Source organism: Acidovorax sp. SDU_ACID1, from assembly GCF_045291395.1.
GTDB lineage: Bacteria > Pseudomonadota > Gammaproteobacteria > Burkholderiales > Burkholderiaceae_C > MR-S7.
In genome coordinates, this window is record NZ_CP152342.1 from 2,467,952 (window position 1) to 2,489,935 (window position 21,984).

General features: G+C 67.8%; 21 protein-coding genes. 4 read left to right on the forward strand and 17 right to left on the reverse strand.

The window, feature by feature from the left end:
* The first annotated feature begins 46 nt into the window (after positions 1-46).
* The gene (locus AAG689_RS12190) at positions 47-1,345 is read left to right on the forward strand and encodes an MATE family efflux transporter (RefSeq protein ID WP_406626166.1); all 1,299 of its coding nucleotides are present in this window, start codon (positions 47-49) and stop codon (positions 1,343-1,345) included.
* Positions 1,346-1,358: 13 nt separating this feature from the next.
* Here the strand turns inward: AAG689_RS12190 and AAG689_RS12195 are convergent, their stop codons facing one another.
* The 6 genes from AAG689_RS12195 to AAG689_RS12220 form a co-directional block, all read right to left on the reverse strand.
* Positions 1,359-2,012: an FABP family protein gene (locus tag AAG689_RS12195; RefSeq protein ID WP_406626167.1), complete on the reverse strand. Its 654-nt coding sequence runs from the start codon at positions 2,010-2,012 to the stop codon at positions 1,359-1,361.
* A 133-nt stretch (positions 2,013-2,145) separates the two neighbouring features.
* The gene (gene rimO, locus AAG689_RS12200) at positions 2,146-3,549 is read right to left on the reverse strand and encodes a 30S ribosomal protein S12 methylthiotransferase RimO (protein WP_406626168.1); all 1,404 of its coding nucleotides are present in this window, start codon (positions 3,547-3,549) and stop codon (positions 2,146-2,148) included.
* Between the two features lie 307 nt (positions 3,550-3,856).
* Positions 3,857-4,396, reverse strand: a complete 540-nt coding sequence (phaR, locus tag AAG689_RS12205; protein WP_020227545.1) for a polyhydroxyalkanoate synthesis repressor PhaR — start codon at positions 4,394-4,396, stop codon at positions 3,857-3,859.
* 273 nt (positions 4,397-4,669) lie between these two features.
* Positions 4,670-5,158 (reverse strand): hypothetical protein, encoded by a 489-nt coding sequence (locus AAG689_RS12210; RefSeq protein WP_406626169.1) that lies wholly within the window; start codon positions 5,156-5,158, stop codon positions 4,670-4,672.
* A 79-nt stretch (positions 5,159-5,237) separates the two neighbouring features.
* Complete coding sequence (gene dapA, locus AAG689_RS12215; RefSeq protein WP_406626170.1) at positions 5,238-6,149, reverse strand: 4-hydroxy-tetrahydrodipicolinate synthase; 912 nt, start codon at positions 6,147-6,149, stop codon at positions 5,238-5,240.
* A 118-nt stretch (positions 6,150-6,267) separates the two neighbouring features.
* A complete protein-coding gene (locus tag AAG689_RS12220) occupies positions 6,268-9,714 on the reverse strand; it encodes an indolepyruvate ferredoxin oxidoreductase family protein (RefSeq protein ID WP_406626171.1) in 3,447 nt (1,148 codons plus the stop codon).
* A 202-nt stretch (positions 9,715-9,916) separates the two neighbouring features.
* Here AAG689_RS12220 and AAG689_RS12225 point away from each other — a divergent pair, with 202 nt between their 5' ends.
* Positions 9,917-10,627: a GntR family transcriptional regulator gene (locus AAG689_RS12225; RefSeq protein WP_406626172.1), complete on the forward strand. Its 711-nt coding sequence runs from the start codon at positions 9,917-9,919 to the stop codon at positions 10,625-10,627.
* A gap of 15 nt (positions 10,628-10,642) precedes the next feature.
* The gene (locus AAG689_RS12230) at positions 10,643-11,296 is read left to right on the forward strand and encodes a glutathione S-transferase (RefSeq protein WP_406626173.1); all 654 of its coding nucleotides are present in this window, start codon (positions 10,643-10,645) and stop codon (positions 11,294-11,296) included.
* Between the two features lie 6 nt (positions 11,297-11,302).
* Here the strand turns inward: AAG689_RS12230 and AAG689_RS12235 are convergent, their stop codons facing one another.
* The 7 genes from AAG689_RS12235 to AAG689_RS12265 form a co-directional block, all read right to left on the reverse strand.
* Positions 11,303-11,809 carry a disulfide bond formation protein B gene (locus tag AAG689_RS12235; RefSeq protein ID WP_406626174.1) on the reverse strand — a complete coding sequence of 169 codons (507 nt, stop codon included), beginning with the start codon at positions 11,807-11,809 and terminating at the stop codon, positions 11,303-11,305.
* Positions 11,810-11,868: 59 nt separating this feature from the next.
* Positions 11,869-12,996, reverse strand: coding sequence for a sulfate/molybdate ABC transporter ATP-binding protein (locus AAG689_RS12240; protein WP_406626175.1), 1,128 nt, complete (start codon positions 12,994-12,996; stop codon positions 11,869-11,871).
* 13 nt (positions 12,997-13,009) lie between these two features.
* Complete coding sequence (gene cysW / locus AAG689_RS12245; RefSeq protein WP_406626176.1) at positions 13,010-13,900, reverse strand: sulfate ABC transporter permease subunit CysW; 891 nt, start codon at positions 13,898-13,900, stop codon at positions 13,010-13,012.
* Positions 13,897-14,763, reverse strand: coding sequence for a sulfate ABC transporter permease subunit CysT (gene cysT / locus AAG689_RS12250; RefSeq protein ID WP_406626177.1), 867 nt, complete (start codon positions 14,761-14,763; stop codon positions 13,897-13,899). The genes cysW and cysT overlap by 4 nt, the downstream gene beginning before the upstream one ends.
* Before the next feature lie 7 nt (positions 14,764-14,770).
* Entirely contained in the window at positions 14,771-15,778 is a 1,008-nt protein-coding gene (locus AAG689_RS12255; protein ID WP_406626178.1) for a sulfate ABC transporter substrate-binding protein, read from the reverse strand.
* Positions 15,779-15,956: 178 nt separating this feature from the next.
* Positions 15,957-16,598 carry an RBBP9/YdeN family alpha/beta hydrolase gene (locus AAG689_RS12260; RefSeq protein ID WP_406626179.1) on the reverse strand — a complete coding sequence of 214 codons (642 nt, stop codon included), beginning with the start codon at positions 16,596-16,598 and terminating at the stop codon, positions 15,957-15,959.
* A 72-nt stretch (positions 16,599-16,670) separates the two neighbouring features.
* Positions 16,671-17,597 (reverse strand): LysR family transcriptional regulator, encoded by a 927-nt coding sequence (locus AAG689_RS12265; RefSeq protein WP_406626180.1) that lies wholly within the window; start codon positions 17,595-17,597, stop codon positions 16,671-16,673.
* A 121-nt stretch (positions 17,598-17,718) separates the two neighbouring features.
* Here AAG689_RS12265 and AAG689_RS12270 point away from each other — a divergent pair, with 121 nt between their 5' ends.
* Positions 17,719-18,369: an FMN-dependent NADH-azoreductase gene (locus AAG689_RS12270; protein WP_406626181.1), complete on the forward strand. Its 651-nt coding sequence runs from the start codon at positions 17,719-17,721 to the stop codon at positions 18,367-18,369.
* A 108-nt stretch (positions 18,370-18,477) separates the two neighbouring features.
* On the opposite strand, the gene AAG689_RS12275 is transcribed toward AAG689_RS12270, so the two are convergent.
* The 4 genes from AAG689_RS12275 to AAG689_RS12290 form a co-directional block, all read right to left on the reverse strand.
* Positions 18,478-19,026, reverse strand: coding sequence for an NADPH-dependent FMN reductase (locus tag AAG689_RS12275; protein ID WP_406626182.1), 549 nt, complete (start codon positions 19,024-19,026; stop codon positions 18,478-18,480).
* A 31-nt stretch (positions 19,027-19,057) separates the two neighbouring features.
* Positions 19,058-19,855 (reverse strand): MetQ/NlpA family ABC transporter substrate-binding protein, encoded by a 798-nt coding sequence (locus tag AAG689_RS12280; RefSeq protein WP_020227561.1) that lies wholly within the window; start codon positions 19,853-19,855, stop codon positions 19,058-19,060.
* A gap of 102 nt (positions 19,856-19,957) precedes the next feature.
* Entirely contained in the window at positions 19,958-20,911 is a 954-nt protein-coding gene (locus AAG689_RS12285) for a tripartite tricarboxylate transporter substrate binding protein (RefSeq protein ID WP_406626183.1), read from the reverse strand.
* Positions 20,904-21,851 carry an MBL fold metallo-hydrolase gene (locus AAG689_RS12290; protein ID WP_406626184.1) on the reverse strand — a complete coding sequence of 316 codons (948 nt, stop codon included), beginning with the start codon at positions 21,849-21,851 and terminating at the stop codon, positions 20,904-20,906. The genes AAG689_RS12285 and AAG689_RS12290 overlap by 8 nt, the downstream gene beginning before the upstream one ends.
* Between the last annotated feature and the right edge of the window lie 133 nt (positions 21,852-21,984).

Consider the following 21,984-nt stretch of genomic DNA (forward strand, 5'->3'; position numbering starts at 1 on the left):
CTCCCCCGCCCCGCTGTGGCGCGTATTCCTGCGCTTCCTGGGCCCCATGGTCCTGGCCAACCTGCTGCAGTCGCTGTCGGGCACGCTCAACGGCGTGTTCCTGGGCCGCATGCTGGGCGTGCAGGCGCTGGCGGCGGCATCGGCGTTCTTTCCCGTGCTGTTCGTGTTCATCGCCTTCATGATCGGCCTGGGCGCGGGCGCGTCGGTGCCCATCGGCCAGGCCTGGGGCGCGCGCCAGCCGGACAAGGTGCGCGCCATCGCCGGCACGGCGCTGGCGGTGGGCGTGCTCTTCGGCCTCGCGGCGGCCGTGCTCGGCGGCCTGTTCGCCGCGCCCGCCATGCGGCTGCTGGGCACGCCGCCCGACGTGCTGGAGACAGCCACCGCCTACGCGCGCGTGGTGCTGCTGGGCATGCCGGGGCTGTGCGTGTTCCTACTCGCCACCTCGCTGCTGCGCGGCGTGGGCGACACCGTGTCGCCCATGTGGGCCCTGCTGCTCTCGACCGGCGTGGGGCTGGTGGTCACGCCCGCGCTCATCGCGGGCTGGTGGGGGCTGCCCCGGCTCGGGGTGATGAGCGCTGGCGTATCCATGATCCTGGGCTTCACGCTGGCGCTGCTGTGGCTGGGCTGGCGGCTGCGCCGCATCCAGAGCCCGCTGGCGCCCGGCCGGGCGCTGTGGAGCGCGGTGCGCATCCAGCCCGCGCTGCTGCGCACCATCCTGCGCGTGGGCGTGCCCACGGGCGTGCTGATGGTGGCCACCTCGTTCGCGTCGCTGGTGGTGGTGTCGCTGGTCAACGGCTTCGGCTCCAGCGCCACGGCGGCCTATGGCGCGGTGAACCAGATCATGGGCTTCGCGCAGTTCCCCATCATCTCGGTGGCGATCACCGCCTCCATACTGGGCGCGCAAGCCATCGGCGCGGGCCGGCCCCAGCGGCTGGGCACCATCACGGCCACGGCGATCTGGATGAACCTGGCGATCGGCGCCACGCTGGCCCTGGCGGGCACCGTGTTCGCGCGGCCGCTGCTGGGCCTGTTCCTCACCGACGCGCAGGTGGTGGAAACCGCAGCGCACCTGCTGCACATCGTGCTGTGGAGCGGGCTGGTCTTCGGCTGCTTCGTGGTGCTCTCGTCGGTGATGCGCGCCAGCGGCGACGTGCTGGTGCCCACGGCCATCACCATCGGCGTGCTCGCGGTGCTGGAGCTGCCCCTGGCCTGGCTGCTCAGCCGCCACTTCGGCCTGACGGGCGTGTGGATGGCGTTCCCCCTGTCCTACAGCCTCACGCTCGCGCTGCAGGCCGCCTACTACCACCGCGTGTGGAAGCGCAAGCCCGTGCGCCAGATGGTCTGACGCGCGCGGGCCTTCAGGCGCGCAGCGCCGCGCCCTCGGCGGCCGCCGCGGTGGGGTTGGGCTGGGCCGCGCCGATCCGGGTGAGCCGGTTGCGGTCGGTGTGCAGGAAGGGCTCGGCCCGGTCCGGGGTGACGAGCGTGGTCGTCAGCTCGTACGACCAGGTGCCGTCGTCATGCACCGTGACCTCGACCACATAGCGGTCGGTGCGGAACGCCTGCTCCAGGAACGGGTTGGAGCAGATGCCGTTCACCGTGGAGCCGCGCACCGCCTCCAGGCGGAAGGCCTTCGCATCCGCCGCGGCCTGGCCCATGGCCAGGGCCGTCTGACCGCGCGGGATCGTCAGCGTCTGGATCACCGTGCCCGTCGCGGGCTCCCACAGCCAGTAGCCCACCTGGTCGTGGAAAGTCTCCACATCATCGGGCTTGACGATGCGCGTGTGGTAGCGCAGGCCGTAGTAGAGCTGCGGCCCGTTGGTCTGGGCGTCGATCGGCTGCAGCTCGATGCGCTCGATGAACGCCTGCCGCTCGGGGCCGTCGGCCTTGGGGTTCACGTCCAGCCCGCGCGCGCCCGTCCAGACGCCCGCCAGGGGCGCCAGCGGGCCCAGGCAGGCCAGGGTGTGCACGTCCTGTTCCGGCTCGGTGTAGATATCTTGGGGGTACGAATGCATGGCCTGAGGCGCTAGAAGGATCGATGGAACTATCAAAACAATAGCTGGCTGCGCTTTCCATGCAATGGTTTCAGGCGAAAAACCACCTGAAACCCTTGTGCAGCAAGCGCAGGCAGCTCATTTTTTCAGGGCATCACACCGGCACGCCCACCAGGTCGTGCCCCTGCGTGCCCACGATGCGCGCCTTCACGAAGTCGCCCACCTTGTAGGTCTTGCTGATCTTCTCGGGCGGCAGCAGGTGCACCACGCCGTCGATTTCCGGCGCATCGGCATAGCTGCGGCCCGTGCCGCCCTTCTTGCCCAGGCCGATGGACTGGTCCACCAGCACCTGCAGCGTCTGGCCCACGCGCTTTTGCAGCCTGGCGGTGGAAACCTCCTCGGCCACGGCCATGAAGCGCGCGCGGCGCTCCTCGCGCAACTCCATGGGCACCATGCCGGGCAGCGCGTTCGCCGTGGCGCCCTCCACGTCGCTGTAGGCGAAGCAGCCCGCGCGGTCGATCTGCGCGGCGCGCACGAAGTCGAGCAGATGCTCGAACTCTTCTTCCGTCTCGCCGGGAAAGCCCGCGATGAAGGTGCTGCGGATCACGATCTGCGGGCACGCCTCGCGCCAGCGCAGGATGCGCTCCAGGTTCTTCTCGCCGCTGGCGGGGCGCTTCATGCGCCTGAGCACGTCGGGGTGGCTGTGCTGCAGCGGCACGTCCAGGTAGGGCAGCACGTGGCCCTGGGCCATGAGCGGCAGGATATCGTCCACGCTGGGGTACGGGTACACGTAGTGCAGCCGCACCCAGGCGCCGTGCGCCTGCGCCATCTCGCCCAGCGCCTGCACCAGCTCCAGCATGCGCGTCTTGACGGGCTTGCCGTCCCAGAAGCCCGTGCGGTACTTCACGTCCACGCCGTAGGCGGAGGTGTCCTGGCTGATGACCAGCAGCTCCTTGACCCCGCCCTCGAACAGCGCCTTGGCCTCCTTGAGCACGTCGCCCACGGGGCGCGAGACGAGGTCGCCGCGCATCGAGGGAATGATGCAGAACGTGCAGCGGTGGTTGCAGCCCTCGCTGATCTTGAGGTAGGCGTAGTGCCGGGGCGTGAGCTTGATGCCCGCCTCCCCGAAGCCGCCCGGCACCAGGTCGATGAACGGATCGTGCGGCTTGGGGCAGTGCTGGTGCACCGCGTTCATGACCTCCTGCGTGGCGTGCGGCCCCGTCACGGCCAGCACGCTCGGGTGCACCTCCTGCACCAGCGTGCCGCCGTCCTTGCCCGCCTTGGCGCCCAGGCAGCCGGTGACGATCACCTTGCCGTTCTCGGCCAGCGCCTCGCCGATGGTGTCCAGGCTTTCCCTGACCGCATCGTCGATGAAGCCGCAGGTGTTGACGATGACCAGGTCCGCGCCGGCGAAGGTCTTGGAGGTTTCGTAGCCTTCGGCGCTGAGCTGGGTGAGGATCAGCTCGGAGTCGGTCAGCGCCTTCGGGCATCCGAGGGAAACGAACCCGACCTTGGGCGCCGCCGTGGAAATTTTCGTGGGGGAGAGTACTTCGCTCATCCCCGTATTGTCCCAGTTCCGCCTCAGAGCGTGCTCAAGGTCTTTTCATGGAGCCCGCAAGGCAGCAAACAGCCGCAATCTAGGCGCGCACCGCAGGCCATGCCAGGCGGCCTGGGCAAGGTGCGCAACGACGAGTGCGGCTGTTTGCTGCCTTGCCCGCAGGGTTGCCCCGCCCAGGGGGCATCTGCCGCGTTGCCTGGCCGGCCGCGCAAATGCTTGCCGGGCCACCAGCCCGGCTACACTTTGCGCCTAACAGCTACCCCCTGGGTGGGGCAACGGGCTCCATGAAAAGACCTTGAACACGCTCTCAGCGTTTCTTGAGGCCGAACGCGCCCAGCATCTGCTCGGTCTGCTTTTGCATCTGCTCCTGCATCTGCAGGAACATGTTCTGCGACTGCTCCACGTAATTGCCCATCATGCCCTTCACCAGCGGCGACTGCAGGTTCATGAACTGGGCCCACATCTCGGGCGTGAGCCCCTGCGACTGCTCGGCCAGCTTGGCCTGGATCTCGGTGAACATCTGCACGTTCTTTTCGAGGTAGGCGCCCATGAAGCCCTGCATGGCATGGCCGTAGAAGCGGATGATGTTGGCCAGCGCCGCCTCGCTGAACATGGGCGCGCCGCCCGCCTCCTCCTCCAGGATGATCTGCAGCAGGATGCTGCGCGTGAGGTCTTCGCTGCTCTTGGCATCGCGCACCACCACGTTCTCGCCCTCCATCACGAGCTGCTTGACCTCGGTCAACGTGATGTAGGTGGAGGTGGAGGTGTCGTACAGCCGGCGGTTGGGGTATTTCTTGATGACGCGTTGCGTAGGCTTCGGTTCTTGTGCGGGGTTCTGGTCTGGCACCGGCGGCTCCTGGATTCGTTGCCCTTCAGGCGTTGTATTGCAGTGCAACAGATTCTAGGCAGGCGGTGCCTGCGCAGCGCGCAGGAATACCCTGAGGCCCGGCCGTGAAAGCCGCCACGGCGCGCTGCGGCAGCGCAAGCGCACAAGCATGGCGGCGAGCTGCGGCCGGTTACCAGCGCACACAATCGCACAACGCCATTGCCACCTTTTTGGCACCGCCTGGATACAGTGGGGCTACGCATCTCAAGCGCCTTGAAACCACGCTTCTGATTTTCAGCTTCCGCTGCACCCTTGCTGCAGCAACGAAAGTACGGCATGGATACCAAGCTGCTTGAGGCCTCTGCCCGCACCGGGCATGCCGTCGTGCTGGTCGAACACGCGGATATCGACACCTTCCTGGCCCTGCGGGCGCAAGAGCTGGTCACGGGAGTTCTTCACGTCCTCCCTACTGGCGCACGCTACGCCACCGTCCACGGGCTGACACCCGATGGGCGCGCGCTCCTCGCATTGAAGCAGTGCGTGCGGCAGCGGTCCCGCAGGTAGCCTCATCAGTCGCCAAGCCGGCTCGGTGTTGCTGCATTGGCTTGCCTGCTGGCCACCTTCTTTGAGAGGAGCCTTGAGTAGCTGTTTCGCCCCTGTCTCGGCAACTCCCATGCCTGTCAGCGCGCGCACGGCCTCCACTTCGGTGCCGGTGCCGGTCAGCGCGCCAGCCACCACCGAGAACGGTACGGTGATGCCGACGCCCCCATAGGCGTCCTGCATAGGCAGCCTTTGAACAGTCAACACTTGGGGAGCCAAGCCTCCCGAACATGCTGCCAAATTTTGGGGCACTTTTTTTACTCTATTCCACAAGCCACGCCTCCAGCGCCGCGCGCACGGCCGTTGCCGTGGCAGGCGACACCTCGCACATTGGCAGCCGCAAGCCACCGCCGCACAGCCCGCGCAGTTGCGCAGCGCGCTTGGCGGGGCCGGGGCTGCTTTCGGCGAACAGGGCGCGCGTGAGCGGCAGCATGCGCGCGAAGAGCGCGCGCGCCTCGGGCAGGCGGCCCGCATCCACGTGGGCGCACAGTGCCGCCACTTCGGCAGGCAGGATGTTGGCGACCACCGAGATCACGCCCTGCCCGCCCAACGCGAGGTACGGCAGGCTGGTGAAATCGTCGCCGCTGTACAGCGCGAAGCCCGGCGGCACGGCCAGCGCGACGTCGGCCGCGCGGGCCATGTCGCCCGTCGCGTCCTTGAGGCCCGCGATGCGCGGGTGGCGCGCCAGCTCGGCCAGGGTGGCCACCTGCAGGTCGATCACCGTGCGGCCCGGCACGTTGTAGAGCACCAGCGGCAGCGCGGTCGCGTCGGCCTGCGCGCTGAAGTGCGCCACCAGCCCCCGCTGCGTGGGCTTGTTGTAGTACGGCACCACGCTGAGCAGCGAATCCGCGCCGCATTCCTCGGCGAAGCACGCCAGCGCCACCGCCTCGGCCGTGGAATTGGCGCCCACGCCGGCCATGACGTGCGTGCGGCCCGCCGCGTGCGCCACCGCTGCCGCCAGCAGTTCGCGGTGCTCGGCGTGCGAGAGCGTGGCGCATTCGCCCGTGGTGCCGGCGATGACGATACCGGCCGTGCCCGCCCCGATGTGCCAGTCGATCAGACGGCGCAGCGCGGGCAGATCGAGGCGCAGGTCGTCGGTGAACGGCGTGAGCAGCGCCACCAGGCTGCCGCGAGGCAGAGCCGGGCGCACGCCGGGAACAGGCGGTGTGTGCATGGGTAATTCAGGAGACTATGGAAACAGGAGCTGCTCGCGCTTAGTATTCAATGATCTCCGCATGAAAACCATGCGAAACCCTTGCATACCAAGCGCTACTAGCTATGAATTTTGAGAATCACGCGGCGCGCAGGCGCACCACCTGGGGCTCCTGCAGGCGCTGCAGCAGTTGCGCCAGCTCGGCCTCGTAGGCCTGGCGCGCGGCTTCTTTCACATGGCCATAGCCGCGCACCTGCAGCGGCGCCTGGGCGATCTGCACTGCCAGCTCGTGCTGGTCTGGCCGCGCTTCCTTCAGCAGGCGCTGCACCAGGGCCTCGAACTCGCCGATCATGGCGCGCTCGTGGCGGCGCTCCTCCGTGCGGCCGAAGGGGTCGAGCGCCGTGCCGCGCAGGAATTTCAGGCGCGCCAGCATGCCGAAGGCGGGCAGCATCCACGCGCCGAACTCGCGCTTCCTCTGGCCCAGCAGCGGCGGCGCGAGGTTGAAGGCCAGGCGCGGCGCGCCCTCGAACTGCGCATCGATCTGCGCGCGGAACGCGGGCGCGGCATACAGGCGCGCCACCTCGTACTCGTCCTTGTAGGCCATGAGCTTGAAGAAGCTCCGGGCCACGGCGCTGGTCAACTGTTCCTGGCCGGGCCACACGCGCGATTCGTGCGCGCGCACCGCATCCACCAACGCCTTGAAGCGCGCGGCGTAGGCCGCGTTCTGGTAGCCGGTGAGGAACTCCACGCGGCGCTGCACGGCCTCGTCGAGGCTGGCGGCCTGCTTGCGCTGCACGGCGCCCGCGCTGGCCGCCACGGCCTGCGGATCGACCGCATGACGGCGGCCCCAGCGGAAGGCGGCGAGGTTCATCTTCACGGCGGCGCCGTTGAGCTCGATGGCGCGCTCGATGGCCTGCGCGCTTACCGGCACCAGGCCGCGCTGGTACGCGGCGCCGAGCATGAACAGGTTGGTGGCGATGGCATCGCCGCAAAGGGCCAGCGCCAGGCGCCCCGCGTCCACCAGCTCCAGGTTGCCCTCGCCGATGGCGCGCGCGATGGTCTTGACCAGCGGGTTGGCGGGGAACTGCATGTCCGGGTTCTGCGTGAAGGCGCCGGGCATCACCTCCTGCGTGTTGATGATGGCGCGCGTGGCGCCCTTGCGCGTCATGGTCAGCGTGTTGCCCGCGGCGGCCACGACGAGGTCGCAGCCGATCAGCGCGTCGGCCCCGCCCGGCGCCACGCGCACGGCGGCGATCGCCTGGGGGCTGGCGCCGAAGCGCATGTGCGTCCACACCGAGCCGCCCTTCTGCGCCAGGCCCGCCATGTCGAGCACGCCCACGCCCTTGCCTTCCAGGTGCGCGGCCATGCCCAGCAGCGCGCCGATGGTGACCACACCCGTGCCGCCCACGCCGGTGATGACGAGGCTGTAGACCCCCTGCGCCAGGTCGGGCAGCGCGGGCTCGGGCAGGGGTGATTCGAGACTGTCGCTCCCCGTGCCGCTGCCCTTCCTCAGCTTGCCGCCGCGCACGGTGACGAAGCTGGGGCAGAAGCCCTTGAGGCACGAGAAGTCCTTGTTGCAGGCCGACTGGTCGATGGCGCGCTTGCGGCCGAACTCGGTTTCCACCGGCACCACGGCCACGCAATTGGACTTCGCGCCGCAGTCGCCGCAGCCCTCGCACACGGCCTCGTTGATGACCAGGCGCATGTCGGGGTCGGGGAACTCGCCGCGCTTGCGGCGGCGGCGCTTCTCGGCCGCGCAGGTCTGGTCGTAGACCAGCACGCTGGTGCCAGGCACCTCGCGCAGCGCGCGCTGCACGGCATCCAGCTCGTCGCGGTGGTGGATGGTCACGCCCGGCGCCCAGCCTGTCACGCCGCCGTATTTGCCGGGGTCGTCCACCACCACGGCAATGCGCGCCACGCCCTCGGCATGCACCTGCTGGGTCATGCGCACGGGGTCCAGCGGACCGTCGTGGCGCTGACCGCCGGTCATGGCGACGGCGTCGTTGTAGAGCAGCTTGAAGGTGATATTGGTCTTGGCCGCCACGGCCGCGCGCACGGCGAGCAGGCCCGAGTGGAAATAGGTGCCGTCGCCCATGTTCTGGAACATGTGGGGACGCTTGGAAAACGGCGCCTCGCCCACCCAGGCCATGCCCTCGGCGCCCATCTGCGTATAGCCCAGCGTGCCGCGGTCCATGCTCTGCGCCATCCACGAGCAGCCGATGCCCGCGTAGCCGCGGCTGCCCTCGGGGATGCGCGTGGAGGTGTTGTGCGGGCAGCCCGCGCAGAAGTAGAAGCTGCGCGCCATCACGTCCACCGCGCCCAGCACGGGCTTGCGGCGCGCAAGCGCGTGGGTCGTCTCCAGCAGCGCCGGGTCGATCTCGGCCAGGCGGTGGCCCAGCACCTGGGCGATCATCGCGGCGTCCAGCGCCAGTTCCGTGCGGAACAGCTTGGCGCCGCGCTCGTCCTTCTTGCCGATGACCTGCGGCGCGCCGGGTCGGCCGTAGAGGATGTCCTTGAGCTGCGCCTCCAGCAGCGCGCGCTTTTCCTCGATGACGATGACCTTGTCCAGCCCCAGCGCGAATTCGGCGATGCCCTCGGGCTCCAGCGGCCAGACCAGGCCGGCCTTGTAGACCGCCAGGCCCAGCGCCTGCGCGCGCGCCTCGTCCAGCCCCAAGTCTGCCAGCGCCTGCCGCAAGTCGAGCCAGCTCTTGCCCGAGGTGACGATGCCGATGCGCGCGCCCTCGCGCTGCCCGAACGCCACGCGGTCGATGCGGTTGGCGCGCGCGAAGGCGCGCACGGCATCGAGCTTGTGGTTGACCAGCCGGTATTCCTGCGCATGCGGCGTGTCCGGCAGGCGGATGTTGAGGCCGTCGGGTGGCATGTCCGGCAGCTCGGGCAGCGTGAAGGACGGGCCGGCCTCGTGCACCTCCACCGAGCCCGAGGCATCGGCCGTGTCCTTGATGCACTTCATGCCCACCCAGCAGCCGGAGTAGCGCGACAGCGCCCAGCCGTAGAGCCCATGTTCGATCAGCTCAGGCACGCCCGCGGGCGAGAGGATGGGCATCTGCGCATCGACCAGCGCGAACTCGCTCTGGTGGCAGGTGGTGGACGACTCGCAGGTGTGGTCGTCGCCCATGAGCACCAGCACGCCGCCGTTCTTCGAGCTGCCCGCCAGGTTGCCGTGGCGGAAGGCGTCGCCCGAGCGGTCCACACCCGGCCCCTTGCCGTACCAGATGGAGAACACGCCGTCGAAGCGCCCCTCCCCGCCGATCTCCGCCATCTGGCTGCCCCAGACGGCCGTGGCGGCCAGGTCCTCGTTCACGCCGGGCACGAAGACCACGTCGTGCGCCTGCAGGTGCTTGCGCGCCTTCACCAGCTGGTCGTCGAACGTGCCCAGGGGCGAGCCCCGGTAGCCCGTGATGTAGCCCCCGGTGTTCAGGCCCGCAGCGCGGTCGCGGCGCTTTTGCATCATGGGCAGGCGCACCAGGGCCTGCACGCCGGTCAGGTAGACCGTGCCCTCGGTAGCCGTGTACTTGTCGTCCAGGCCCACGGCCCGCAGGCTGCTGCCAACGCTCAGATCGCTCATTCCCAGTGTCCTCGTGCTTCAAACCTGTTGCAAAAGTGTAGACACTTATGAAGACATAAGTCAATAAAATGAAGAATTCCCTGTGGCGTACGGCTCCCGGAGCCGCTGGGCCGATGAACAGGCGGGCCTAGAATGCGTTCTCTCACCCGTTGTCCAAGAGCACCATGGCAGTCAAGAAAAATCCAACAAGGAAAGCGCGCACGTGCCTCAGACACGCGATGCCAGCAGCGTCGAGCGCCTGTACCTCGAGCTGCGCGAACGCGCCATGCGCTACGACTTCCGCCCCGGCGCGCGCATCAACGAGCAGGCGCTGGGCCGGGAGTTCGGCATCAGCCGCCCGCCGCTGCGCGAAGCCCTGAACCGGCTGGTGGCCGAGGGCTTCCTTGATTTCGTGATGAACAAGGGCTTCTACCGCAAGGCCATCAGCGTGGAGGAGCTCTACAACCTCTACCAGGTGCGCATCGCGCTGGAGCGCCGCGCCCTATTCCTAGCCGTGGAAAACGCCACCGATGCGGAAATAGAAAGCCTGCGCGCCTACTGGGACGGGGTGATGGCCGAGGCGCCGGGCATGTCCATCGGCGATCTGCTGCTGGCCGACGAGGAGTTCCACCGCCGCCTCACCGCCATGTCGCACAACAAGGAGCTGAGCCAGTTCCTGGAGCAGGTGACGCGCCGCATCCACGTGGCGCGGCACATCGATCTGGAGCAGTCCGACTGGAACACGCGCGCCTTCAACGCCCACGCCCAGCTGCTGGACCTGCTGCAGGCCCGCCAGCTCGAGCCCGCGCTGCAGGCGCTCAGCGAGCACATCGACCTGAGCCTCAAGCGCGCCGTGCAGATCACCAAGGAGATGGTGGCCAAGTTCTTTTTGCAGGACCAGAGCTGGTCGTCCTCCCAGGCGCCGGGGCAATAGCACGGCCGCTGCCGCATGGATGCCCTGCCCGTCCTTTACTCGTTCCGCCGCTGCCCCTATGCCATGCGCGCCCGGCTGGCGCTCGCGGCCAGCGGCCAGGCGTGCGAGCTGCGCGAGGTGGCGCTGCGCGACAAGCCGGCCGCGCTGCTAGCCGCGTCGCCCAAGGCCACCGTGCCCGTGCTGGTGCTGCCTGGACGGGTGATTGAGCAAAGCCTGGACATCATGCGCTGGGCACTGCAGCGGCACGATCCGTACGGCTGGCTGGCGCCCGCGCACGGCAGCATGGAGGAGGTGATGGAACTCATCGCCCAATGCGATGGCCCCTTCAAGCACGCGCTGGACCGTTGCAAGTATCCCCAGCGCCACCCTGGCGCCGACCCGGACGTGGAGCGCGCATCCGCCAACGCATGGCTATCGGAGCTGGAGCAGCGACTGGCCTTGCACGGCGGCTGCTTGTCGGGGCCCCGCGCCTGCCTGGCGGACATGGCCATCGCGCCCTTCGTCCGTCAGTTCGCGGGCATTGATCCTGCTAAGTGGGAGGCTTCTGCCTTGCCCTTGCTGCGCGGATGGCTGGCGCGGTGGCAAGGCTCCCTGCTGTTCGAGCGCGTCATGCACAAATACGAGGTATGGCGGCCCGGCGCCGTGCCGGCGCTCTTTCCGCCAGACTGAAAGGGCTCAACCCCTGCGCCCGCCCCGCACCAGCAGCGCCAGCAGTACGAGGCCGAACGCCACGAAGCACACGAAGGACCAGTTGGCGATGGAGCCGCCCAGGAAGGTCCAGTCCACCGCGCTGCAGTCGCCCGAGCCGCGGAAGATCATGGGAATGGCGCGGCTGATAGGATAGTTCTCGATCATCCCGTAGAAGTCGCGCCCGCAGGTGGCAACCTCGGGCGGGTACCACTGCAGCCAGGTCTGGCGCGCGGCCACGAAGGCGCCGAAGCCCGCCGTCAGCAGGGCCGCAACGCTCCACCCCTTCCACCACCCACGCCCGCGCCCGGCGCTCGCCAGGCCCGTGAAGACGGCCACGCCGATGAGCGCATAGCGCTGCACGATGCACATGGGGCACGGCTCCAGGCCCACCACGTGCTGCAGGTACATGCCGAAGGCGAGCATGCCCACGCAGGCCACGCTGATGAGCGCCAGGATGCGGCGCGGGGCGGTTTCGATCCAGTTCAACAACACTTTTCTTTTTCCTTGTGGGGCCGGGCCGGACACCCGGGCCCCGCAAGGGGGCGCGGGCGTCAGATGCCGGCGGCTTGGTCCAGAAACACCTTGGCGCGGCGCGGTGTGACCACCAGCGTCTCGCCTTCGCGCAGCCCCATGTCGTGGAACTGCTGCGCCGGGATCTGCGCTTCGATCAATGCGTCCGAGTCCGCATTGTCCGCCGATTGGGTGTTGCCTTCGGGAATTAGTTCCAGCCGCGCGATCGGCCCCACGACGATGGCGCGCGAAAGCTGCGCCACGATGCCGCTGGGGCGCCCGTGCGCGTCCAGCGCCTGGCCGGGCGAGTAACGCTCCACGTCCAGGTCGTGCGGACGCACGTAGGCGAAGGCGCGCGTGCCGTCGGCATGGCCCGCCTCGGGGCTGTCGAGCTGCATGCCGTCGTCGAGGTGGATGCGCCCGTCGCTCGCGCGGCCCTTGAACAGGTTCACGTCGCCCAGGAAGCCATAGACGAAGGGGCTGGCCGGGTTGTCCCACACCTGCTGGGGCGTGCCCTGCTGCTCGATCTTGCCCTGGTTGATGACGACCACGCGGTCGGCCACTTCCAGCGCTTCTTCCTGGTCGTGCGTCACGAAGATGCTGGTCACGTGCAGCTCGTCGTGCAGGCGGCGCAGCCAGCGGCGCAGTTCCTTGCGCACCTTGGCGTCCAGCGCGCCGAAGGGCTCGTCCAGCAGCAGCACCTTGGGCTCCACGGCCAGCGCGCGCGCCAGGGCGATGCGCTGGCGCTGCCCGCCCGAGAGCTGCGAGGGGTAGCGGTCGGCGATCCAGTCGAGCTGCACCAGCTGGAGCAGGCTCATCACCTTTTCCTTGATCTTCGCCTCGCTGGGCCGCTCGCCGCGCGGCTTCATGCGCAGGCCGAAAGCCACGTTGTCGAACACCGTCATGTGGCGGAACAGCGCGTAGTGCTGGAACACGAAGCCCACGCCGCGCTCGCGCACGTGCACGTCGGTCGTGTCTTCGCCGCTGAAGTGGATGCTGCCCACGTCGGGCGTTTCCAGCCCGGCGATGATGCGCAGCAGCGTGGTCTTGCCGCAGCCCGAGGGGCCGAGCAGCGCGATGAGTTCGCCCGAAGCGATGTCCAGGCTCACGTCGCGCAGCGCCTGGAAGTCGCCGAACTGCTTGCTGACGTTGCGGATTTCGATGCTCATGGTGTGCTTTCTTTCAGGGCCGGGGCCGCTCGGGCGGCAGCTCGGCGGCGGCCTTCATCTCTTGCTCGCTCTTCCACTCGGCCACCGACTTGATGACCAGCGTGACCAGCGCCAGCAGCGCCAGCAGCGAGGCAGCGGCGAACGCGGCGACCGACTGGTATTCGTTGTAGAGGATCTCCACATGCAGCGGGATCGTGTTGGTCTGTCCGCGGATGTGGCCCGAGACGACCGACACCGCGCCGAACTCGCCCATGGCGCGCGCGTTGCAGAGGATCACGCCGTACAGCAGGCCCCACTTGATGTTGGGCAGCGTCACGTGCCAGAAGGTCTGCCAGCCGCTCGCGCCGAGCACGATGGCGGCCTGCTCCTCGTCATTGCCCTGCGCTTGCATCAACGGGATCAGTTCGCGCGCGATGAACGGGAAGGTGACGAACACCGTCGCGAGCACGATGCCGGGCACGGCGAAGATGATCTTGATGTCGTGCTCCGCGAGCCATGGGCCGAACCAGCCGTGCGCGCCGAACACCAGCACGTACATCAGGCCCGCGACCACGGGCGAGATGGAGAACGGCAGGTCGATCAGCGTCGTCAAAAACGCCTTGCCCTTGAACTCGTACTTGGCGATGCACCACGCCGCCGCCACGCCGAAGACGAGGTTCAGCGGCACGGCGATCACGGCGGTGAGCAGCGTGAGCTGGATGGCCGACCAGGCATCGGGCTCTTTCAGGCCCGCCAGGTAGGCGTCCACGCCCTTGCGCAGCGCCTCGGTGAACACCGCCGCGAGCGGCAGCACGAGGAACAGCAGCAGGAAGACCATGGCGACGCCGATCAGCGTCCACTTGACCCAGGGCGCCTCGGTGGTGCCCGCCTTGGCGCGGCGGATGGTGTGCGTTGCCGTGCTCATACCGGCGCCCCCGCGTGGCGGCGCTGCCAGGCCTGCAGCGCGTTGATGACCAGCAGCATGACGAAGGAGATGACCAGCATCACCACGGCCACCGCCGTGGCGCCCGCGTAGTCGTACTGCTCCAGCTTGCCGATGATGATGAGCGGCGTGATTTCCGAGACCATGGGCATGTTGCCTGCGATGAAAATGACCGAGCCGTATTCGCCCACGGCGCGCGCGAAGGCCATGGCGAAGCCCGTGAGCAGCGCGGGCGTGATGGCCGGCAGGATCACGTGGCGGAAGATCTGCCAGCGCGTGGCGCCCAGGCTCGTCGCGGCCTCTTCCAGCTCCTTCTCGCTGTCTTCCAACACCGGCTGCACCGTGCGCACCACGAACGGCAGGCCGATGAAGATCAGCGCGATCACGATGCCGTTGGGGTTGAACGCGAGCTGGATGCCCAGCGGCTCCAGGTACTGCCCGATCCAGCCGTTGCCCGCCAGCAGCGCAGTGAGCGAGATGCCCGCCACGGCCGTGGGCAGCGCGAAGGGCAGATCGACCAGCGCATCGACGATCTTCTTGCCGGGGAACTGGTAGCGCACCAGCACCCACGCGATCAGCAGGCCGAAGACGAGGTTCACGCACGCCGCGATGAACGAGGCGCCGAACGTGAGCCGGTACGAGGCCAGCACGCGCGGCGCGGCCACGGCGTCCCAGAACTGGGGCCAGGTCATCGTGAACGTCTTGAACAGCAGCGCCGTCAGGGGGATGAGCACGATGATGCTCAGGTAGAACAGCGTGTAGCCCAGCGTCAGGCCGAAGCCGGGCAGCACGCGCTTGCGCGCGCGCTTGGGAGGCTGGGCGGCGCCCAGCGCTAGCGTGGTCATGGCGGAGTTACTTGCCGGGCGTGTAGAGCTTGTCGAACTGGCCGCCGTCGTTGAAGTGCACCTTCTGCGCCTCGGTCAAGCTGCCGAAGTACTTGGCCACGGTGAACTGCTGGATGGGCTTGAAGAGGTCGGCATGTTTTTTAAGCACCGCTTCGGAGCGCGGACGGATGGCGTGCTTGGCGGCGATTTCCTGCGCCTCGTCGGAGTAGAGGTAGTCGAGGTACGCCTTGGCGAGTTCGCCCGTGCCCTTCTTGGCCACGGTGCGCTCCACGACGGCCACGGGGTTCTCGGCCGTGACGCTCACCGACGGATAGACCGCATCGACCTTGCCCTTGCCGAACTCGCGCTCGACCGACACCACTTCCGACTCGAACGTGATCAGCACGTCGCCGATGTTGCGCTGCAGGAAGGTGGCCGTCGCGTCGCGCCCGCCCTTGGCGAGCACGGGCACGTTCTTGTAGAGCTTGCCGACGAACTCGGCCGCCTGCGCGTCGGTGCCGCCCTTCTCGCGCACCGAGCCCCAGGCGCCCAGGTAGGCGTAGCGGCCGTTGCCGCCGGTCTTGGGGTTGACCACGACGACCTTCACGTCGGGGCGCACCAGGTCGTCCCAGTCCTTGATGTTCTTGGGGTTGCCGTGGCGCACCAGGAACAGCATGGTGGAGGTGGTGGGCGATGCGTCGTGCGGGAACTTCTTGGCCCAGTCCTTGGCGACCACGCCGTTGTCGGCGAGGAACTGCACGTCGGTCGTGGTGTTGAACGTGACCACGTCGGCCGCCAAGCCGTCGTTCACGGCACGCGCCTGGGCGCTGGAGCCGCCGTGGGCCTGGTCGACCTTCACGTCGACACCCTTGGTCTTCTTGTAATGGGCGACGAAGGCGGCGTTGTAGTCCTTGTAGAACTCGCGCGCCACGTCGTAGGACACGTTGAGCAGCCCGTTGGCCTGTGCCGATGCGAGCCCGCTGGCGGCCAGCGCCAGGGAAGCGATGAGGGTCTTGAGCTTGGAGGTCGAAGTCATGTTGTGCGTCGCCGGTTGCTGTGAATGGAGGCATTGTCCCGACGATCGCTTAAAACTCAAAAGAATATATTTTTGTAAATTAATCGCCTTTTGGAATAAAGAAGGCATCTGAAGCCAAAATGGCCTCCAGCGCTTGTCCATCAAGCGCAAGCAGCTACGGTTAAGAGAGCAAAACCGCTCAGGCCAGCGCCAGCCGGGGCGCTTTGGCCCGCGCACCTGCGACGGGTGCGGGCTCCGCATCGCCCAGCAGCGAGTGCAGCAGCGCCCAGCCCAGCGGCCATTCGCCGTGGCCCGACTCCACGTTGATGTGGCCCGCCTGCTGCAGGCGCACGAATTCGCTGCCCCACGCCCGGGCGTAGGCACCCGCCAGGCGGATCGGGCAGAACGGGTCGTTGCCGCTGGCCACGAGCACGCTGCGGTAGGGCAGCCGCGCATAGGGCACGGGGGCGAAGTCGCTGAGCACCGCACGGCGCTCCGGGTCGGCGGGCGCCACCAGCAATGCACCGCGGATGCGCGCCGCCGCCTGGGCACCCAGGTGCGTGGTGGCGATGCAGCCGAGGCTGTGCGCGGCGATCACCACCGGGTGTGGTGCGGCGAGCACGGTGGCCTCCAGCGTGGCCACCCAGGCTGCGCGCGAGGGCGACTCCCAGTCGTCCTGCACCACGCGCACCGCACCGGGCAGACGCTGGGCCCAGAGGCTTTGCCAGTGGCCCGGCCCCGAGTCGCGCCAGCCCGGCACGATGACGACGGAGCACCGCGCGCCGTCACCGCCGGTGTCCGTGCTGTCCTGGGCTGCCGCCACGCCATCGCTTGCTTGCATGATGGGCGGATTGTGCGAGCCCGCCCTTCAAACCCAAACGAATATATCGTTGTGAATTTATAGGCAAATGATCTATGTAGAGGTAGCGCTGCTGCACAGCTTGGCATGGCGCGGCACGGCCTCGCCCAGGTAGTCCAGGAAGCTGCGCACCGCCGGCGACAGCCCCCGCCGCGAGGCGAACACCGCGTGCACGATGCCCCTCGGCTGCGACCACTCGGGCAGTAGCTGCACCAGCCGGCCAGCTTCCAGCTCCGCCTGGCACATGTAGTCGGGCAGCCAGCACAGGCCCGTACCGGCCAGGGCGGCGAAGCGCAGGGTGAGCAGGTCGTCGGCCACGTAGCGCGGGGTGAAGTGCACCGTTTCCTCGCGCCCGCCGGGGCCGATCAGGCACAGGCTGGTGCGCCCATCGGTGGCGGACATGGCCATGGTGTCCATGCGCGCCAGGTCATCCAGCGTGGCGGGCGTGCCCTGGCGCGCGAGCTGCGCCGGGCTGGCCACCAGCAGCTGGCGCCCCTCGTCCAGCCGTTTGACCACCATGCTGCCGCTCTCGTCCAGGGTGAGGCGCACGCGCAAGGCCACGTCCACGCCCTCCTCCACCACGTTGACCACGCGGTTGGTGACCTGCATCTCCAGGCGCACCAGCGGGTGGCGCGCCAGGAAGGCCGGCATCAGCTCGCCCAGCACCTCCTGCGCCAGCGTCACCGGGCAGGTCACGCGCACCGTGCCGCGCGGTTCCGAATGCACCTGGGCCACCGTGTCCTCCGCGGCCTGGGCCGATTCGCGCATGGACAGGCAGTGGCACAGGTAGGCCTCGCCCACTTCCGTGAGCGACAGCGTGCGCGTGGTGCGCTGCAGCAGGCGCACGCCCAGGCGCGCCTCCAGTTCGGCCACGCGGCGCGACAGGCGCGACTTGGGAATGCCCAGCGCCCGCCCGGCCGCGGCGAAGCCGCCGCGCTCGGCCACCTCGGCGAAATACAGCATGTCGTTCAGGTCTTGCATGGTATTGAATTGAAATTCAGGACAATCTATCGCAATATTGCCGGCTTATCAAACATTCGCACCAAAATCACAATAGCTCCATCGCCCCACCCTCGGGGCCCCATTCCTACCGGAGCTTTCCATGCAACTGCTGCACATCGATTCCGCCGTGACCGGCGAACAGTCCGTCTCCCGCCTGCTCACGGCGCAGATCGTCCAGGCCTGGAAGGCCGCCCACCCTGGCACCCAGGTGGATTACCTGGACCTGGCCGAGAACGCCCCCGCCCACTTCACCATGGACGCCATGGCCCCGCGCACCGGCCAGACCGAGGGACTCACCGAGGCCCAGCAGCGCGAGAACGCCGTGTCCGAGCGCCTGGTGCGCCAGTTCCTCGCGGCCGACGTGGTGGTGATCGGCGCGCCGTTCTACAACTTCGCCATTCCCACGCAGCTCAAGGCCTGGATCGACCGCCTCGCCCAGCCCGGCCGCACCTTCCGCTACACGGCCGACGGCCCCGAAGGCCTCGCCAAGGGCAAGACGGTGATCATCGCCTCCAGCCGGGGCGGCGTGTATTCCACCAGCGACGCCGGCCGCGCCATGGACCACCAGGAAAGCTACCTGCGCACGGTGCTGGGCTTCTTCGGCGTGACCGACGTGCGCATCGTGCGCGCCGAGGGCGTGGGCATGGGACCCGACGCCAAGGCCCAGGCGCTGGCCGCCGCCACCCAGGCCATCCAGGCCGAAGTGCAGGCCCGCGCCGCCAACCAGGCGCGCATCGCACAGGCCGCCTGAGCGAGCGCCCCATGCAGAAAACCCGGCCATGCCTGTGCGGCATAGCCGGGTTTTCTTATATGAAAAGCGCCTCTAGCGCTTATCCATCAAGCGCTGGCAGCTATCAGTTCAGGAGTGACGCTTGACCCAGGCCACGTACTTGTCCACCCAGCCCTGCAGGAAGGCACGGCTGGCTTCGCCGACATTGCCGTCGGCGTCGAACAGGCCGTGCTTGGCGTGGACGAAGGCCTCGGGCTGGCCCAGCGTGGGCATGTCCAGGTAGGCCAGCACGTTGCGCAGATGCTGCTGCGCCAGCGCGGTGCCGATGGCACCGATGGACGTGCCCACCACCCCGGCGGGCTTGCCCGCCCAGCAGCTCTGGCCGTAGGGGCGCGAGCCGTGGTCCAGCGCGTTCTTGAGCACGCCCGGAATGGAGCGGTTGTACTCCGGCGTGACGAACAGCACGCCCTGCGCGGCCGCGATCTCGCCCTTCAGGCGGCGCACCGCTTCGGCCTGGTTGCCATCGTCGTCCTGGTTGTACAGCGGCAGATCGTCGATGCGCACCTGTTGGAACTCGAAATCCTGCGGTGCCAGGCGCGCCAGCGCCGTGGCCAGCTTGCGGTTGAACGAATCCTTGCGGAGGCTGCCGACGACGACGGCGATGCGGTACGTGCTCATGAAAACCCTTTCAAAGGAGAGGAGGGAAAAATCACCAGCCCGCCAGCACCGAGCCCTTGAACTGCGTGTCGATGAAGCGGCGGATCTCGTCGTTATGGTAGGCCTTCACGAGCTGCGCCACCCACGGCTTGTTCTTGTCGGCCTCACGCACGACGAGGATATTCACGTACGGGCCGTCCGGGTTCTCCTGCGCGATGGAGTCGGTCTTGGGGTTGAGCCCGGCCGAGATGGCGAAGTTGGTGTTGATGGCCGAGGCGTCCAGGTCGTCCAGCGAGCGCGGCAGTTGCGCGGCGTCCAGTTCCACGAACTTCAGCTTCTTGGGGTTGCTCACCACGTCCAGCGGCGTGGCCTTCAGCCCCGCGCCGTCCTTGAGCTTGATGAGGCCCTGCGCCTGCAGCAGCAGCAGCACGCGCCCGCCGTTGGTGGGGTCGTTGGGAATGCCGAAGCGCGCGCCCTCCTTCAGGTCGGCCAGCTTCTTGACCTTCTTGGAGTACAGCCCGATCGGGAAGGTGACGGTGTTGGCCGCCACGGCGAAGGGGTAGCCGCGGTCCTTGATCTGCGCGTCCAGGTAGGGCTTGTGCTGGTAGCTGTTGGCGTCCAGGTCGCCCGAGGCCAGCGCCGCGTTGGGCTGCACGTAGTCGCTGAACTCCACGACCTGCAGCTTCAGGCCCTGCTTTTCCGCCACCTTCTTGACCTGCTCGAAGATCTGCGCATGCGGGCCGGCCGTCACGCCGATCTTGATCGGCTTGTCCTGCGCCAGCGCGGCGGGCGAAAGGCCGGCCGCCAGGGCCAGCGCGAGGGTCGATTGGAGCAGGGAGCGCTTGTTCACAAAAAATACCTTTCGATGGAGAGATGACGCGCATCCTAGGTGCTCCCGTACAGCGCAAAAACGAATAAATTTTCATTTCCACACAACCCATGCATATAAGCATCACTCCGACCAGTCGATGCCCTTCCACTGGGCGGCTTCGCCGAGGATGGCGGCATCGGCCTGCCGGATAGTGCCCGGCACCGCGTCGAGCCCGAGATTGACCAGCTTTTCCTGCACCCGCGGCGACTGCAGCGCCTTCTGCAATGCCTCGTGGAGCGTGTGGACCACCCCGTCGGGCGTGGCCGCAGGCGCGACCAGCGCATACCAGGGCTGCACCTTGAAGCCCGGGTAGCCGCTCTCAGCCACCGTGGGCACGCGCTCCCAGCCACGCAGGCGCTTCTCGCCCGTGGTGGCCAAAGCGACGAGCGCGCCCGAGTCCACGTGCTGCCGCGCTATCAGGGGGCTCACGAATGCCACGGGCACACGCCCCGCCAGCAGGTCCGGCACGAATTCGCCCGTGCCCTTGTACGGCACGTGGGTCATCTTCACCTGGGCCTGCTGGTTGAACAGCACACCGCCCAGATGGGGGGAAGTGCCTTTGCCGCCGGAGGGGAACGGGAAGGCCTCCGGCCGCGCCTTGGCAGCCTGCGCGAGTTCGGCAATGGAGCGGATGCCGGCAGATGGGTGCGCCACCGCTACGACGGGTCCCTGGGCCACCAGGCCGATGGCCCGGAAATCCGACAGCCTGTAGGGCAGGTTGTCGAAGATGACGGTGTTGATCGCCAGCGCGCTCCCGGGTAGCGCGATCGTGTACCCGTCGGACGGAGCGCGTGCCGCGGCCGCCGTGCCGATGTTCCCGGCGGCGCCTGCCTTGTTCTCGATGACCACCGGAACCTTCAGTTCCTTCGACAGCTCGGCGGACAGCGTGCGCGCAATCACGTCGTTGGGCCCGCCCGGCGGGTAGGGAACGATGAGCGTGATCGGCTTGCTGGGGTATTGGACCTCCTTGGCCAGCAGGTCCGAGCCGGCGGTCGCCGCCAGCAGCGCAGAGAGGACCAGGGCACGCTTATGCATGATGAACCCCCTGCGCGTGCGCGGCTGCAGGAAAGGCGACGCGGTGGTCCGCATGGATGGCGAACGTTTCGAAATGCCGCGGCAATACCTGGGTGGACCGGGGCGACACCTCCTGCACTTCGCGCTGGAAGGACGCCGCCTGCTCCAGCGCGGACGACTGGTCCGCGCCATAGGGATAGGTCTGCACGTCCCAGTGGGTGGCGACGACCACCTTGGGCAGGCCCGTGGCTTTCAGGAGGCGCGCCGTGTATTGCCAGACCTGCAGGCGCGGACGGGCCGCCGGCACGAGAATGACCGAGGGGGTCAGCCCCTGCACCTCCCGCTCGATGTAGTTCATCGAGCCGAACAGCAGCACCTCGTGCTGGCGGAACCGGATGAGATAGCCGAAGGTGCCGCCTTCGGAGAAGGCCTTCAGAGGCAGCGGCCCCTTCAGCCCCTCAGGGACGATTCCCGCATCGAAATAGCATTTGTCGCACAGGGCCGAATGCAGGCTGGGAATGACCCGGATCGATATTTCACCGAAATCGTAATCCTCGCCGCCGCGCACGGTAATCAGCCGGTCTTCTTCCACGCCATAAGCGCTAGCGATATTGGTCGCGCTGTAGGAGCCGATGACCAGCGCACCCGTTTTCCTGGCGATATAGGGCATGTCCATGCAGTGGTTGAAATGCGCATGGGACAGCAGAATATGCGTCGCCTCGTCGATATGCCGGTCGATGACGGCCGTATCGCTTTCCACAATATCGTCGAAGCTGTGCGCCGGCCGCTCGTCCCCGGGAGCCGCGCTGGCGGGGAGCATGCCGAACCGCTTGCCGGAATAGCGCAGCCGCGTGAAATAGGGATCGAGCAATACCGTGTGTTTGCCGTCCGTGATTTTCCAGGCGGCGGCCCCGTAATGCGTTAACTCGATCCTGCCGTCGTCGAAATATGCCTTGCCCATTTTCTACCCGTTGCGATGTGAATCTCCCATGGTATTCACGGCATCGACTGGTGAAAAATGCGCTTTTCGATGATCCATGTGCGGAAAACGAATTTGGTTTTGACACCCCCAAAAACGCACAAGGCCCTTGCAT

Bases quoted from the DNA above. Each gene is read 5' to 3' on its own strand.
- AAG689_RS12190 (WP_406626166.1), top strand. From the start codon at position 47: ATGGTCCTGGCCAACCTGCTGCAGTCGCTGTCGGGCACGCTCAACGGC.
- AAG689_RS12195 (WP_406626167.1), bottom strand. From the start codon at position 2,012: ATGCATTCGTACCCCCAAGATATCTACACCGAGCCGGAACAGGACGTG.
- rimO (WP_406626168.1), bottom strand. From the start codon at position 3,549: ATGAGCGAAGTACTCTCCCCCACGAAAATTTCCACGGCGGCGCCCAAG.
- AAG689_RS12210 (WP_406626169.1), bottom strand. From the start codon at position 5,158: ATGCAGGACGCCTATGGGGGCGTCGGCATCACCGTACCGTTCTCGGTG.
- dapA (WP_406626170.1), bottom strand. From the start codon at position 6,149: ATGCACACACCGCCTGTTCCCGGCGTGCGCCCGGCTCTGCCTCGCGGC.
- AAG689_RS12220 (WP_406626171.1), bottom strand. From the start codon at position 9,714: ATGAGCGATCTGAGCGTTGGCAGCAGCCTGCGGGCCGTGGGCCTGGAC.
- AAG689_RS12230 (WP_406626173.1), top strand. From the start codon at position 10,643: ATGGATGCCCTGCCCGTCCTTTACTCGTTCCGCCGCTGCCCCTATGCC.
- AAG689_RS12240 (WP_406626175.1), bottom strand. From the start codon at position 12,996: ATGAGCATCGAAATCCGCAACGTCAGCAAGCAGTTCGGCGACTTCCAG.
- cysW (WP_406626176.1), bottom strand. From the start codon at position 13,900: ATGAGCACGGCAACGCACACCATCCGCCGCGCCAAGGCGGGCACCACC.
- cysT (WP_406626177.1), bottom strand. From the start codon at position 14,763: ATGACCACGCTAGCGCTGGGCGCCGCCCAGCCTCCCAAGCGCGCGCGC.
- AAG689_RS12255 (WP_406626178.1), bottom strand. From the start codon at position 15,778: ATGACTTCGACCTCCAAGCTCAAGACCCTCATCGCTTCCCTGGCGCTG.
- AAG689_RS12260 (WP_406626179.1), bottom strand. From the start codon at position 16,598: ATGCAAGCAAGCGATGGCGTGGCGGCAGCCCAGGACAGCACGGACACC.
- AAG689_RS12265 (WP_406626180.1), bottom strand. From the start codon at position 17,597: ATGCAAGACCTGAACGACATGCTGTATTTCGCCGAGGTGGCCGAGCGC.
- AAG689_RS12270 (WP_406626181.1), top strand. From the start codon at position 17,719: ATGCAACTGCTGCACATCGATTCCGCCGTGACCGGCGAACAGTCCGTC.
- AAG689_RS12275 (WP_406626182.1), bottom strand. From the start codon at position 19,026: ATGAGCACGTACCGCATCGCCGTCGTCGTCGGCAGCCTCCGCAAGGAT.
- AAG689_RS12285 (WP_406626183.1), bottom strand. From the start codon at position 20,911: ATGCATAAGCGTGCCCTGGTCCTCTCTGCGCTGCTGGCGGCGACCGCC.
- AAG689_RS12290 (WP_406626184.1), bottom strand. From the start codon at position 21,851: ATGGGCAAGGCATATTTCGACGACGGCAGGATCGAGTTAACGCATTAC.